Annotated in this window: 13 protein-coding genes; 8 read left to right on the top strand and 5 right to left on the bottom strand. The window is 65.9% G+C overall.

Annotated features, from left to right (window positions below):
* Window positions 1-3: 3 nt before the first annotated feature.
* On the bottom strand, window positions 4-1,371 hold the full coding sequence (locus KEG57_RS25475) for an asparagine synthase-related protein (protein WP_272458856.1): 1,368 nt from the start codon (window positions 1,369-1,371) through the stop codon (window positions 4-6).
* Window positions 1,368-2,366, bottom strand: coding sequence for a GDP-mannose 4,6-dehydratase (gene gmd / locus KEG57_RS25470; protein WP_272418616.1), 999 nt, complete (start codon window positions 2,364-2,366; stop codon window positions 1,368-1,370). Before gmd ends, KEG57_RS25475 begins: the two co-directional genes overlap by 4 nt.
* Before the next feature lie 254 nt (window positions 2,367-2,620).
* Here gmd and KEG57_RS25465 point away from each other — a divergent pair, with 254 nt between their 5' ends.
* The 3 genes from KEG57_RS25465 (at window position 2,621) to KEG57_RS25455 (ending at window position 4,847) form a co-directional block, all read left to right on the top strand.
* Complete coding sequence (locus KEG57_RS25465) at window positions 2,621-3,865, top strand: RCC1 domain-containing protein (RefSeq protein ID WP_272458855.1); 1,245 nt, start codon at window positions 2,621-2,623, stop codon at window positions 3,863-3,865.
* Window positions 3,866-3,940: 75 nt separating this feature from the next.
* A complete protein-coding gene (locus KEG57_RS25460) occupies window positions 3,941-4,411 on the top strand; it encodes a hypothetical protein (RefSeq protein ID WP_272425614.1) in 471 nt (156 codons plus the stop codon).
* Window positions 4,401-4,847: a hypothetical protein gene (locus KEG57_RS25455; protein WP_272425613.1), complete on the top strand. Its 447-nt coding sequence runs from the start codon at window positions 4,401-4,403 to the stop codon at window positions 4,845-4,847. The genes KEG57_RS25460 and KEG57_RS25455 overlap by 11 nt, the downstream gene beginning before the upstream one ends.
* 143 nt (window positions 4,848-4,990) lie before the next feature.
* Here the strand turns inward: KEG57_RS25455 and KEG57_RS25450 are convergent, their stop codons facing one another.
* Window positions 4,991-5,266 carry a hypothetical protein gene (locus KEG57_RS25450; protein ID WP_272425612.1) on the bottom strand — a complete coding sequence of 92 codons (276 nt, stop codon included), beginning with the start codon at window positions 5,264-5,266 and terminating at the stop codon, window positions 4,991-4,993.
* Between the two features lie 65 nt (window positions 5,267-5,331).
* Here KEG57_RS25450 and KEG57_RS25445 point away from each other — a divergent pair, with 65 nt between their 5' ends.
* Complete coding sequence (locus KEG57_RS25445) at window positions 5,332-6,039, top strand: hypothetical protein (RefSeq protein WP_272425611.1); 708 nt, start codon at window positions 5,332-5,334, stop codon at window positions 6,037-6,039.
* A gap of 38 nt (window positions 6,040-6,077) precedes the next feature.
* On the opposite strand, the gene KEG57_RS25440 is transcribed toward KEG57_RS25445, so the two are convergent.
* Window positions 6,078-6,605: an RNA polymerase sigma factor gene (locus tag KEG57_RS25440; protein WP_272425610.1), complete on the bottom strand. Its 528-nt coding sequence runs from the start codon at window positions 6,603-6,605 to the stop codon at window positions 6,078-6,080.
* 436 nt (window positions 6,606-7,041) lie between these two features.
* Between KEG57_RS25440 and KEG57_RS25435 the strand changes: the two genes are divergently transcribed.
* From KEG57_RS25435 to KEG57_RS25420, 4 genes are all read left to right on the top strand, one after another.
* A complete protein-coding gene (locus tag KEG57_RS25435) occupies window positions 7,042-8,634 on the top strand; it encodes a VPA1262 family N-terminal domain-containing protein (protein WP_272425609.1) in 1,593 nt (530 codons plus the stop codon).
* Complete coding sequence (locus KEG57_RS25430) at window positions 8,631-10,883, top strand: hypothetical protein (protein WP_272425608.1); 2,253 nt, start codon at window positions 8,631-8,633, stop codon at window positions 10,881-10,883. The genes KEG57_RS25435 and KEG57_RS25430 overlap by 4 nt, the downstream gene beginning before the upstream one ends.
* A 698-nt stretch (window positions 10,884-11,581) precedes the next feature.
* Window positions 11,582-12,061: a hypothetical protein gene (locus KEG57_RS25425; RefSeq protein WP_272425607.1), complete on the top strand. Its 480-nt coding sequence runs from the start codon at window positions 11,582-11,584 to the stop codon at window positions 12,059-12,061.
* Window positions 12,062-12,103: 42 nt separating this feature from the next.
* Window positions 12,104-12,280, top strand: coding sequence for a hypothetical protein (locus tag KEG57_RS25420; protein WP_272425606.1), 177 nt, complete (start codon window positions 12,104-12,106; stop codon window positions 12,278-12,280).
* 128 nt (window positions 12,281-12,408) lie between these two features.
* Here the strand turns inward: KEG57_RS25420 and KEG57_RS25415 are convergent, their stop codons facing one another.
* Window positions 12,409-13,866 (bottom strand): Kelch repeat-containing protein, encoded by a 1,458-nt coding sequence (locus KEG57_RS25415; RefSeq protein WP_272425605.1) that lies wholly within the window; start codon window positions 13,864-13,866, stop codon window positions 12,409-12,411.
* Window positions 13,867-14,020: the final 154 nt, after the last annotated feature.

Below are 14,020 nucleotides of genomic sequence, written 5' to 3'. Positions count from 1 at the left end.
CCGTCAGATCGTTGCATCATGGCTTTGCAGATAGGCGATGAGCGTGGTCAATGCGAAGAAGTGCGGCGCGGCATAGGTGCTTTTGTCGTCTGCGAGGAAATAACGCCACAACCCGGCGACGGCGCCTGCGTCGAGGAAGGGCGCGTGGCGCCGGGCCTCGTCGAGGAGCTTTCGTTCGGTCCAGGCGCGGAGCGGGCCCTTGAGCCACGCGGCGAGCGGAGGCGCGGGCGCCGGGCGTGCGGGGGTGTGCAGGAGCGTGGACCTCCGCGGGAGGAACAGCGCGCGCTCGACGACGGAGCGATCGAGGAGTGGGGCGCGGAGCGAGAGGCCGCGGCGGCGGCACGCGACGTCGGCGTCACGCAGGGCCCGGTCGCGGAGGTCGTTCGTGAGGTCGAGCAGGGCGAGGGCACGATCGAGGCGGAGCCCGCGCCGCGCGAGCGCGGGCTCGAGCTGCGACGGGATTGTGATCGGCAGGAGCGCGGTGTCCTTGAAGGAGAGCGAGCTCGGGTGTGCGAAGGCGTCGCGGCCGGGAAAGGTGGCGACGGTGAGCACGTCGGATTCGACCGTGCCGCGGAGCGCGGCGTACGCATGCTCGACGGATCGGTATCGGGCGAAGAGCGCTCCGAAGTGGAGGATGCGGCTCGCCGCGGGGAAAAGCGCGCTCCGGCCGAGGCCAGAAAAGGCCGCCACGCCCGCGGATTTCGCGGCGCGGAACGCGCGGAGGAACGACGTGGAAGGTTGATCGAGCGCCTCGACGGCCTCCGTGATCTCGCGTTCGTCAGGGGCGACGTGGGAGGCCGTTCGAGGGAAAGCGGCCTCGGCGAGCATGGCCTCGACGTCGCGCGGATCGGTCGTCGTTCGGGGCTCGATCGGCAGCTCCCAGTACGTGGCGCTGCGCGCGTGGCCGTCGCGGTAGGTGAGGATCGTCGCGGGTGGGAGGGGCGAGACACCTTCGAGGATGGTGTCAGGCTCGGCGACGGTGCCCGTGGCGAGGAAGCTCGCGACCGCGCGGCGAGACAACCGTTTTTCGGCAAAACCCTGCGCGGCGAGCGTCCAGACCTCGAAGGCGAAGGCGAGCTTTCCGGGGGACGTCGCGAAGTAGAGGGATTTGATGCCGATCGGATCCCGCGCGAGGAGGAGCGTCCGCTCGTTCGCGTCCCAAAGACCCAGCGCAAAACCGCCCCGAAGCTCTTCGAGCGCGCACTTGCCGCGGGCGGCATACGCGGCGAGGACGCCTTCCGGGGTTTCGACGTCACCTTCGAAGACGACCGTGAAACGGCCGTCGGGGGACGTCACGGCATTCGGGGAGAACCGGGCCTCGTCAATCGCCGAGCCAGGCCTGCCGCTGACGTACCCGAACGCCGCGTTCATCCCCGCGCCCGCTTTTCCCGCGCCGCGAGCTCGAGGTCCGAATCCACCATGCGACGCACGAGCTCCGGGAACGAGACCTTGGGCGTCCACCCGAGCTTCTCCCGCGCCTTCGTGGGATCCGCGAGGAGGACGTCGACCTCGGCCGGCCGGAAATACTTGGGATCGATGCGCACGTACTCCTGCCAGTCGAGGCCCGCATGGCGGAACGCGAGCTCCAGGAACTCGCGCACGGAGTGGGTTTCGCCCGTGCCGACGACGTAATCGTCGGCCTGGTCCTGCTGGAGCATGCGCCACATGGCCTCGACGTAGTCCTCGGCGTGGCCCCAGTCGCGGCGGGCATCGAGGTTGCCGAGCCAGAGATCACGCTGGAGGCCATGCTTGATGCGGCCGACGCCGCGCGTGATCTTGCGGGTGACGAAGGTCTCGCCGCGGCGCTCGCTCTCGTGGTTGAAGAGGATGCCGTTCGAGATGTGCATGCCGTACGCCTCGCGGTAGTTCTGCGCGACGTAGAAGGCATACGCCTTGGCCGCGGCGTAAGGGCTGCGGGGGTGGAAGGGGGTGGTCTCGCGCTGGGGGATCTCGGCGACCTTGCCGTAGAGCTCGCTCGAGCTCGCCTGGTAGAAGCGCGCGGTGACGCGCATCTTGCGCATGGCCTCGAGGAGGCGAATGGCGCCGAGCGCGGTGACCTCGCCGGTGTACTCGGGGATGTCGAAGGAGACACGGACGTGGCTCTGCGCGCCAAGGTTGTAGATCTCGTCCGGCTGGACCTCGGCGATGATCGACTGGAGCGAGGAGGCGTCGTTGAGGTCGCCGTGATGCAAGAAGAGGCGGACGCCACGCTCGTGCGGGTCGCGGTAGAGGTGGTCGATGCGCTCGGTGTTGAAGGAGGAGGAGCGCCGGATGATGCCGTGGACCTCGTACCCCTTCGCAAGGAGGAGTTCCGCGAGGTACGAGCCGTCTTGGCCGGTGATGCCGGTGATGAGCGCGCGTTTCATGCGGTTCTGAAGTGCGTCCGGCGACCCCTGCCCGGGGGCGGACCGTAGCATCCGGGGGGTGGGGCGCCAAGATAGGCGGGTTCGCGGAAGGCTTGGTTGCGGGGGAGGTGGGAGACGTTCAGGGGGCGGGATCCGGGGGATCCAGGGTCGCCGGGGTCGGCTGCCGCTGCCGCTGCTGCTGCTGCTGCTGCTGCTGCTGCTGCTGCTGCGGGCGGCATTGCAAACGTTCTTCGGTTGGCTACCCTCCCGAGCCCGTGCTGTCCTTCGCCTCCATCCAGTTCGCTCGCTCCTGTACGGCCGTCGCCTTCGTTCTCATGGCGTCCGCCGGATGCGGGGGTGCGTCCGAGCATCCGGCAGCTCCTGCGCCCTCGTTGCCGCCGCCTCCGGCGCTCGCCGGCGTGCCGCCGCTTGGCTGCGCGGCGCCGCTCGCCGATCGGTCGGCGAAGGCCACGGCTCTCGTCGCGAGCGAGCTCCACACGTGCGCGCTCCTCGACGGCGGTCGCGTGGCGTGTTGGGGGCGTGACGAGAAGCGCGGTCGGATGAATCTTTGCGAGAGCAAGCACGCGGCTCTGGCCGTTGAGCTACCATTCGAACGCGGCGACCAGGTCGCGACTTCGATGGAAGGTACGTGCACGCTCTCGCGAGGCACCGTCCGCTGCACGGAAGGAATCTTCACCGCGCTGTGCGACGATCACGCCTGCGGGAGCGGAGAGGTTCGGGCGCTCGCGGGCGCCTCACGAATTGCGGTCGGCGACTACCACGTCTGCGCCATCGTTCGTGGTGAGGTCGTTTGCGTGGCACCCGTATTTTCGGTCGGCGTGCCGCCGGTGCTCGCGAATCTTGGCGGTCGCGAGGCAAAGCGGGCGCCGACGGGTGCGGGCGGCGAATACGCGCGGAGCAAGGTGCCGATTCGCGGAGCAACGCTCTTGACGGCCGGTATCGGGTTCTCGTGCGCGACCGATGCAGCAGGTGCGGTGTGGTGTTGGGGCGCAAATCATTTTGGCGTGCTCGGCGTGGCACCCGGCAAAGAGCAGGACGACGGCGTTCTGCACCGCGTGGCGGCCTTCGATGGCGTCGTCCACCTCGAGTCGAACCGCGTGACGACGTGCGCGATCACGCGCGCGGGCGACACGTATTGCTGGGGCGCCGGTTTCGAGGACGGTGCTGTCAAGATGCCGTTCGAGCGCGCGCGCGACGTCGCGATCGGAGACGGATTCGTCTGCGCGATCGACGGCGCGGACCGCGTGACGTGCGCGGGAAAGTTCAATGATGTGCTCGGTGGCGAGCCGCTGTCCTTCGCCGGCAAGCCGATCGAGATCGCGAGCGGCGGCGGGCGCCTGTGCGCGCGGCTCGAGAGCGGCGCGATCGCGTGTGCCGGAATCTCCGGGTACCTCGGCGACGGCGGCGGTTTGCCGACTCCCGTCAACGACGGCTCCGGCGCGATGGACGTCAGGCTCGTACACGAGCCGCGCTACGTCCTCGGCCCGCACGCCGAATAACGAGCGCCGTCGCGCGCGCCGCGTCGCCGCGAACGGTAGCTTCTCCCATCGCTGGAAGTCGGCTAGGGTTCGCCCGTGAACGCAGCGGACCTCGCCACCGAGCGCCAGCTGATTGCCGATCGGCTGCCGTCCTTCGTCGAAGTCTTCGCGCGTGCGGAGGACGGGTCGATGCCGCGCTTGGCGCCGGCTCTCGAAAGAGCCTTTCCGATCCTCGGGCCCGCAGGCGAGCGGATCACCGTCGGCAACTACGGCATCGTCGAGGACGACGAGAGCGTCGACTTCGTCCTCGGCTGCTACCTCGAGACGCCTTCCGCACCCCGGAGCGCGATGTGGCTCTGGGTGTACACGTTCCCAGACGACCTCGGCGACAGCGTCCTCCAGTTCGACGGCGTTCGTATGGTGGTGCCGGTCGAGAACGTCGTTCGCCGGCTCTCCCACCGCATCGAAGCGTATGGCGTGCGTGGTCGCTTTCGCTTCGCGACGCTCCCTCCCGAAAAGCGCGCGACGCTCGAGGACCTCCTGATCGGCAAATACCATGGGTTATGACCTCTATCGCGCGGACCATCCCATCCTGCGGAGGGAGGGCGCGGTCGCGACGGAAGCACCGGACGACGCGCGATACCTTCGCCTCGACGCTAACGCCATGGAGCGGGTGCGCGAGGCGCTCGCGAACGTCGGCGTACTCAACGAGTCGTACCTACGCCCCTTGGTCCCGGCAGAAGGAGCCGAGCGGGACAGGGCCTTGCGCATCCAGGCTCCGGAGGGCGAAGGGGTTCCGCTCTTCAAGCTCTGTTTCAACGACGGCGCGTGGCTGAGCGAGCGAGAGTGTCCGCTCGCTGCCGCCGGACTTCGGGCGATGCTCGAAGCTACGCGCGCGAAGCTCGAACCGCTCGAGCACGAACGCGAGCTCTTCGCGCTCCTGGAGTCGTTCGCGGTGTTCTGCGAAGGCTGCGCCGCCGCTGGCGGCTTCTTCGTTCACTGAGCAACGGAGTTCTCTACCGAGCTCCAGCGCATCCGCCGCCAGGTCTGCTCCGTTTTGGAGCGGGTGCTGCTCCGTTTTGGAGCGGTGCACCGCTCCGTTCTGGAGCGTTCATGCGCCGCTCGGTGGCGCACAAGTGATGGATCTCACTTCACGAGTGCTTCCGCGCTCTTCACGGGTGCCTCCGCGCTTTTCACGAGTGCTTCCGCGCTCTTCCCGAGTGTCTCTGCGCTCTTCACGGGTGTCTCCGCGCTCTTCACGGGTGCCTCTGCGCTCTTCACGGGTGTCTCCGCGCCTTTCACGAGTACCTCCGCGCTCTTCACGGGTGTCTCCGCGCTCTTCACGGGTGTCTCTGCGCTCTTCACGAACGGCTCCGCGCTCTTCACGAACGGCTCCGCGCTCTTCACGACCGCCATTGGCATGAGCCGTGCAACATTCGCGACCGATACGACGCCGTACCTCCACCACGCGTCGAGGGAGGAACGTCATGACTGCAGCACTGATTGTGAAGAGCACGCTTCCAGCCAAGGATTTCACCACCATCACGCAGCTCGGCCTGAAAGCATTGAACCTCGCCGTCACCCACGCCGCTGTCCTCGGCCCGCGGCTCTCGGAAGGGCTGGTTCAGGGGCTTTCGGGGGACATCGAAAAGCTCGGTGAAGCCGTCCCTGGCGCCAAACAGGCCCGGAGCGAGGCCGTCGCAGCGACGAGCGCGCAAAACGTGGCGCTCGAACAGGGGCACGCGCAAATGCAGCAAATCCGCGTCGCCGTTCGCCGCGCCAAAGCGCCCGCCGACGTGAAGCGCGCCTACGGGATCGGGCAGAAGGTGAACAAGACGAACGTGCGCGACGTGAAGGCGGTGATCCAGCAGATCCTGGGCCGCGCCAACGAGCACCCGGCCGAGGCCGCGTCCCTCGGGATCGTGCAGAAGGACCTCGACGGGCTCGCGCAAGCGCTCGTGGCGATCACGAATGCAGATGCGGTGCAGGAGCAGAAGCGCGCGAGCGCGCCGGTGACGACGCAGGAGCGGAATCGGATGGGGAATCGGATTCTTGCGGCCGTGGCGCGGATCGAGGGGGCGGGGCGGATGGAGTTTGCGAACGATGAGGCGAAGCGGGCGAGCTTCGAGGCGCTGGGGGCGGGGGCGAGGAAGAGGAAGCGGGCGGGGGAGGAAGCGGCGCCGCCCGTGCGGTGACAGACGACGCGTCTACGATTTCGGTGGTGTGGGTGAGGTCAGAGCGAAAGCCGCCGACGTGCCAGGCCGAGCCGGGCATACGCGGTGTCGAGGGGAATCCGCAACGTGCGAGCGATCTCCGGCATCGACCGGCCGTCGATCAGATACGCGCGGGCCACCGCCCACACCTTCCGGCTGAGCCTCCGGACGACCGTCTCCATCCGGCGCGCAGCATCCATCGCCTCCACGACCCGCGGCTCGAACGCCGGCGCCGGTAGCTCGCCGTCGGCCAGATGCTCCACGCGATATCGCAAGAGCTTTTGGTGATTCGAGGCGACATAGAACGCAATCGTAGAAATCCACGACCGCGCGCCCTCGGGCGTCACGAGGCTGTCCCAGCGGCGCCAGGCGATGACAAAGACCTCCTGCACGAGGTCGTCTGCCTCCCGCTCCGGGACGCCGCGTTGCAGAACGATGGAGCGGACGAAGGGGCGGCATTCGCGGTAAAACCGCTCGAAAGACGCCTCCGGGGAGGGAATGCGTGTAGGTTTTTTGGCGGATTCGGGGGGGACGTTTACCTTAGGCATAGCCTGGAACTCCGTTCCTGCGGGTTTCGGGTCAGACGCCGGTCGGTGTGTCAGCGCCGGCTGGCGTCGCCTTTTTTGTGTCTCATGGTTTGTCGGGGAAGGCAATGGGAAAGTGCGGGATATGGTTCGTCTAGGAAGAACCAGGATCCATCGGGACTGCGTGGCGCGGCCGCTTGAATGAGAGGAAGATCCAAGTTGGCAGAAGGCGTGCCGTCCTACGACGGACGGCACGCCCGGCCCCTCATCGCCGCGTGAGCTTGTGCAGGGTGCCGATGAGGTGGTCCAGCTTGATGCGGAGCTCGTCGTCCACCCTGTCCACGGAGCCCGCACCTTGGACCCCCAAACCGCCTCACGGGCGCCCGGAAGCAGCCCGTCGACAAACGCCAGTGTCGAGCTGGTTGCTCGCTCCTGGGGTGTGGGGCAAGATGGCCGGGTCATGTACATCCAGGAGGAGCCTCCTCGTCCGGCCGATCCCCTTGCGACGTTCGACGACGATTATGCAACGGCCGTCCTTCACATTGCCTGGGATCTGCACACGCAAACAAAGGAGCGAACGCTGCTCTTTGGGCTCGTGGAGCTGTTGCCGACCGAGGTGCCACCTCCGTTCGAGAACGATGATGAGGAGAAGGAACCTTGTCTCCTCCGGAAGACGAACCACAGGATCTTCCTGCGTCGGGTGGTGATGCCTGCGCGGGAGGCGCTGCGGTGGTATCTGGATTGCCGGCGCGGGGTTGGGGGGCTGCCGGACAAGCCAGGGGAGGACCCTGCACGAAAGCTTTTATTGTCGGATCTCGGCGAAGATCCGCCCTGGCCGAACCTCCTGTGTGTATCAGGGGACAACGCGACTCCGCCATTTTGCCCGCCATGGCAGGAGAATCCGCGGGTGCATCATTTGATACCGCTTTCGGAGCCTGGGATCATGAAGGTTTGGCGCGACGCGGAGCGAGAGAAAGCGACGGACTGGCTCTCGGATCGGCTGCATTTTCGTTTCGATGAGTATCCGGAATACTGGGGCTCGGTGCACCTCGTGGCGCCGAACCCGGTGTATCGGGACCTCGAGATGCGGTCTCGTCCTGGTATGCCACTGCGGGGCTCTCTGTTTTTGCGGTTTCAGCCGCGCGCCGGGCAGACGGTGGAAGGGCTTTCTATGATATGCCGACCCAATTCATGGATGGGGCCTGTGGATATTCGTCATATCATCGTGAAGGCCCGGATTTTGCGGATTGAGTCCGAGGCACGTGTGACCGATGTCCAGGATGAAGTTATTGATCTGAAACGCGGGCTGCTTGCACAGGGGAGCTACGCATTTCCGACGGGTTTCAATCTCCAGGTGAACATGGTCACTTCTCGGGTCCGCGTGGCAGGAAAAACACCGGAGGAGTCCTTCGAGGTCGATCGTGTGGACAAGGGGGACAAGATCGTCACGAACGAGACAGAAAGGACGCCGTCCGCCCGTGAGCGCATGGCCGAGGCGCAAAGGCAGCGAATGCGGAAGAGACACGTTGACTCGCGGTCGCAGCGCTGGTTTTCCGGGGCCAAGGTCGAAGCGACGAGCGTCGTGCGGGAGCTCATCCATCCGGCAAAGCGGGAGGTTTTGCTCGTCGATCCGTATTTCGGTCCCAACGAGCTGACATTTGCCCTCGCGGTTCGGCAGGAGGGGATCCCGATTCAAATTCTGAGCTCCGTAGAGATGCTGAAAAACCGCTGCGAGGAAGAAGGGCAGGAGAAGGAACAGGGGGAGGCTCTACTCGCGAACCTCGATCGGCTCGGCGCGGAGGATCGCCTCAATCCGATGGCGATTCGCGTCATGACGGGCGATCGCCCCGCCATTCACGATCGGTTTCTGCTCGTTGATGACCGTGTTTGGCTCCTTGGTTCCTCGCTCAATGAGTTCGGCTCCCGCGGAACGATGCTCGTTTCGCTTCCCGATCCGGAGGCCGTTCGAGGCCACCTCCGCAAGGCGTGGGATGACGCGAAAGATCTCCGGGTTTGGGTGGATGAGCGGAAGAAGGCGCAGGTGGGGACATGAGCGTTCAACACGCTTCGCCGGCCGAGGCGATTGAAAGGGCGCGTGAGCTTGCGCGGGAGGTGGCGCTGGGAGCTGCCCAGCCCGAGGCCTTGGAGCGAGCCCATGAGGGGCTGCCGTCACGTCAGGTCGAATGTTGGAGAGCTTTCAAGGAAACATTTGCAACGCTGGTGCGCGAAGACGAGCAACGGTGTAGCACCTGGAACACGGTTTTGCGTGAGAAAATCAAGACTGCGATCGCGGATCCGAAGAAGCTGTTTCTTTCATCCAGCAAACACGAGATTCGGCAATTCGATGCGCAGGTCGACGGGTGGAAATATGAGCTTGATCCGCTCGCCGCCTGGGATCGTCGGTGCCGAGGATATGTCGCCTTCCGTGGAGAATATCCCTTTTTTCACCTCCACCTGCTCCTTTGCATCGACCCCGCTGCCTGGTGCGTGGAAGTCGACACGTTGCCCGCGCTGGATCTCATGGACGGGGCGCTCTTCCATTACACCCACCTGAAAGAAAATCCGGAACAAATTGAGGCTCTGCTCCGCCTCGCGCCGCGGGTGTTCGAGGAAGACGGTCGATGGGCTTCCTCCCGCAGCGTGGTCGCCTTGCTCCTGACCCATCATCTTCTACACATCGATTCCTCCGAGGTTTGGCTTCGTGATGCATTTCGGGTTCTCCTCGAGAGGCCCGACGGGAAATATATCGCTTTCGCTTTTCTCGGACACCTCGCCCACAAGGAGCTTATCGCCGACCAGCGGTTTGGTGGCCATAAGGACGAGCCCGAGAGGAAGGCGTTCAAGGTCCTCGCCGAGCTACTCGCGACGAGGTTTTCTGTGAAAGACGCGCGTGACGCGTGGACCGCTGCCGAGGCCGTGGCGAAGGAGAAGCACAAGCGCGAGAAAGCAAGGCGCGTCCTGAAGGAAAACGACGGGGTTCCGCGCATGGCGGACGATCGCGGCGAAGGCGCGCGCACGCTGCGCGGCCAGGGATTGCCCCTGCTCTTCGGGACAGCCGTCATGCTGGGAGAGAACCCGGCACAGGCGGAGGCACAGGCGTTTTGGTCATGGTTCGAGGAACTCCTCGTAGGACGGGACAAGGGCCTCTCGATGGCCCGGCGCGACAACGGGAGCACAGAGCAGCTGATACGCCGTTTCGGCGCTTTACTCGCATGCCTTCCGGACCCGGAGAAGGCTTTTCGATCTATCTATCGAAACCTCGAACCCCAGCGCCGCCGAACAACGTTTTCGCATCGTTACGAAGGTCATGACGATGACATTGGCAGCATGCTGCTTCTCGACATCGGCCCCTATGCCGCCTTGTATTGGTGCAAGCGGGACGCGAATGCGGGGGGCGAACCACTCTTCTGGTGCGGCTATGAGGCGGCTCGACGGTTATGGCTCACCTCGCTCCAGCGTTTCAGCAAGGAGAAACGAAAGCTTGTTTGCTCTTTCTTCGCCTTCCTGCCGCACATCTTCGGAGAAAATCTCGAGGAAGCGCTGCAAAGGGCTCTCCCCCCGATCGCGAATGATGCCTCGATGGTCTGCTCGGCTGGGTCGTTGCTCTTCCGGAATGGCGTCGCGCCCGAGCGATTGCGCCCCCTCATTCGTCAAGCAGGCGTCGATCTCGAGGTGGCGCTGCGGGATGCTTACCAGTGGGCGACGCTGACCGAGAACAATTCGATTCCCCGCTCGATCGATACCCAGAATGAGGATTTTCCTCGCACGTTCGAGGATCTCGTCCGTGCGCTCGGGATGGCGCTCTCCATCGAGGAGATCGGGGAGCAAAGCGAAGGGAAGTCCTCGAAAGAGCCTGCTCTCACACGACAAAGGCGCGCGTTTGCCCTCGGGATCGCCTGGGGCTCGAGACTGCTGCAGCGCCTCGACGAAGAGCGCTGCACGCCTCGGCGGCTCCTTTCCCTCGACGCGACAGGCTCGATGTGGCTGCTTCAAGTCGCCCTGCCCCCGAATGTCTCGAAGCAATTGGGCATCTCTCAGGAAATTCGAATCCTGGCCGTGCATGGGGACGTCCGTGGGCGCGATCTTCGGATGGTTATGCGAGACCCCGAAGGGGACGCGAATGTCGATCCGGATCTCCTGGTCGTCGCAAGTGATCAACCCGAGCTTGCCAAAAAGCTCCCCTGGCTTGCCGGTTCCTGGGGACAGCGCGTTCCCTGGTCGCTTGCCGAAGATGAATACTCGTACCTCACCAGCGCTTTGCGCGAGCACCTGCCAACATTCGCTCGTGGGCCGAAAGGCTGAGATCGCAGGACCTCACGCCGTGAGCCGCCAGGATCGCAGCGAGGCTTCGACACATTGGCACGCAGATCGCGCCGCTTCTCGTCACCGCAGGCCCAGTCTCGCACTGCGTACAGCCCGCGAATTAGCCCGAGCACGGCCTTTATTGTCGGTCGGCATCGGGTCTCAAACCCTATACGTCGTCAGACCCCTCGAATGTACCGATGGCCCGCCAAAAAACTCTCTCATCCGTCCTCCTCTAACTCTTGGTGACCAGTGTCATCCTCGGACATGAAGCGAGGGGCAGATGCGATGGGATCCACGGAGCCCATCACCCTGGACCCCCAAACTCGGATCGAGGGGACGGTGACGGTCCCGCCGCGGATGACGGTGGCGAAGTGGGTGGAGTCCGAGAACCGGAAGGTGCGCCTGTGTGAGGCGGGTGCGGGGGGCGGATCAGGTGCTGCCGTACCATCACTACGCGGGAATTCCGCGGTTCATCAGGTTCCATCACTACGATGAGGTGAAGCGGCGGCATGCCGGGGCAAAGATGCCGACTGGGCCCCATGCCAAAGCTCGCAAGAAGTAAAGGCTCGAGCGACGCGAGCGCGGTGGGATTCATTCGCCGCGCATCGTCGGGTCGTGGCTCGCTTGCCGCCTGACGTCCACATCACAACATGATCCTCAGGACGCTCTCGAGAGCGACCGGGAGGGAGAACTCCATGAAAAAGTCATCCCTGGCTTATTTCGCAGGCCTCACCGCGCTATTGGTGGCGACCAGCGCGTTCGCGAGGATCGACTTTTCCTTGAACCCACGCGAGGGCGAGACCACGCTTCGGGCTGGTTTCTCGGGTGACCCATTTTTCGTGATTGTCACGGCGGGTGGGTACAACAACGCGAGCTCGGTCCGCTCCGGCTGCGAAGGCTTCGTTGCGGATGCGCCAGACTACCGCGTCCGTCGCGAGGGCGTCACGACCTTGCTGCGCTTCTACGTGACGTCGGGCGAAGATACCACGCTGCTCATCTCCGACCCGTCCGGCCAATGGTACTGCTCCGACGATTCGTATGGCACGCGGAATCCGACGATCGATCTCTCGAACGCTCCGGAAGGCCGATACGATATCTGGGTCGGCACCCGCTGGCAAGACCGCTCCGCGCAGGCCATCCTGAGCGTCACCGAAGCGGAATCGAATCATCCATAGCGCAGACCCTCCTCGCCGCCCGGCACGCCGGCGCTGACGCTGGTGGGCGGCACCGCGCGGCTCGGCTTTGGCCTCACGTTTCATGCGAGCCCGAAGTTCAGCTTGTTCGCGAGGCCCGAGACGGTCCTCTATTTCGGGAAGGTGGGCGAAGGCGCCACCAGCCGATCGCTCCTCAACCTCGACGGCGGCTTCAACGTCGGGATCACGTACGTCTTTTGATCCCCAGCGCGGTCGCTTACGGACGACTGGCCGTTCTGGGTTTCATCCGCCGGCATGCGCGGTCCTCTGGAACCGAATTGACTGCTGACGAGGAGGAGAGCCGAGCAGCATGATCCATCGAAACAGTGCTAGCGTGGTGCCGGGGACCGCCTGCGGCGGTGCGCAGCAGCGGCGGCGACGAGGACGAGGGCGGCCCAGCGGGCGGGGCTCTCGGAGGGCGTTGGAGTGGTGCGGCAAGCGCAACCGCCGTCCTGGGTGGGATCGCTGCCGCCGGAGGACGTAGAGCCGCCGGTGCCGGTGCCCGTGGAATCACCGCCGGAGCCGCCACCACCCCCGGAGCCACCGCTGCCGCTACCGCCAGCGCCGCCGGAGCCACCGCTGCCGCCGGAGCCACCGCTGCCGCCGGAGCCACCGCTGCCGCCGGAGCCACCGTTGCCGCCGGAGCCACCGTTGCCGCCGGAGCCACCGCTGCCGCTACCGCCAGCGCCGCCGCTACCACCGCCGCCGCCAGCGCCATCCGGGACGCAGGTTCCGGTCATGCACGCACCACCGGGGCATGGCGCGCCGTTGGGCTTTTCGGGGTTCGAGCAGGCGCCCGTGGAAGGATCACACGTACCGGGCTCGTGGCATGGGTCCTGCGCGGCGCAGGTGACGGGTTCGGCGCCGGTGCAGGTGCCTGCATTGCAGGTGTCGGCCTGGGTGCAGGCATTGCCGTCGTTGCAGACAGAGCCGTCGGGCTTTTCGGGGTTCGAGCAGGCGCCCGTGGCAGGATCACACGTGCCGGGCTCGTGGCATGGGTCCTGCGCGGCGCAGGTGACGGGGTTGCTCCCCTCGCATACGCCATTGGTACACGTGTCGACTTGCGTGCAGGCGTCGCCGTCGTTGCATACGGGGCCCGTGAGCAGCGCGCAGGTGCCGTCCGCCTCCGCGCCGGCCGCCATCGAGCACGCGTCGCAGTCGCCTGCGTCGCAGGCCGTGTTGCAGCAGACGCCGTCGACGCAGAAGCCACTCTCGCAGTCGCTCGCGACCGCGCAGCTCACGCCGTTGGCCTCGGCCGGATCGTAGAGCCGCGTGCTCGCGGTGGGGGTGCCGTTGAAGCCGCCCGTGACGAGGACCTTGCCATTCGGCAGCATCGTGCCCGTGGCCCGGATGCGCGTCCCCGACATCGACGCGGTGTTCGTCCAGGTGTTCGTCTGCGGGTCGTAGACCTCCGCGCTCGCCAGGTAGGTGCCGCTGTACCCGCCGGCCGCGACGAGGACCTTGCCGTTCAGCAAGCGCGCGGCGATGTGGTGGCCACGCAACACGCCAAGCGAAGCGGCCGGCAGCCACGCGTTCGTCGCGGGATCGAAGAGCTGCACCGACGTCGTCGCCGTCGAGCCGTTCGTCAGGCCGCCGGCGACGAGGACCAGGCCATTCTGGAGCAGCGTAGCCGTGTGCATCCCGCGGACGGTGTTCATCGGCGCGAGCGTCGTACACGTGCCCTGCATCGGGCTGCAAACGTCGGCGTTGTAGACGTAGGCCGTGCCCCCCGCCGTCGCCGAAAAGCCGCCCGTCACGAGCACGCGGTCGTCCGGGAGCGCCGTCACGCGCAAATCCGCCCGAGCCAGCGAGAGACTCCCCGCGAACGCCCACGTGTTCGCCGCGGGATCGTACCGCTCGACCGCCGAAGTGGCGTGGGGGGGGGGGGGGGACCGCCCCCCCCCCCACCAACCAAAACACCAGGGATAAAAAGCCGACGGC

The sequence above is a fragment of the Polyangium jinanense genome (assembly GCF_028435365.1).
The sequence above is the reverse complement of the archived record's forward strand: the minus strand, read 5'-3'. Positions and strand labels throughout refer to the sequence as shown.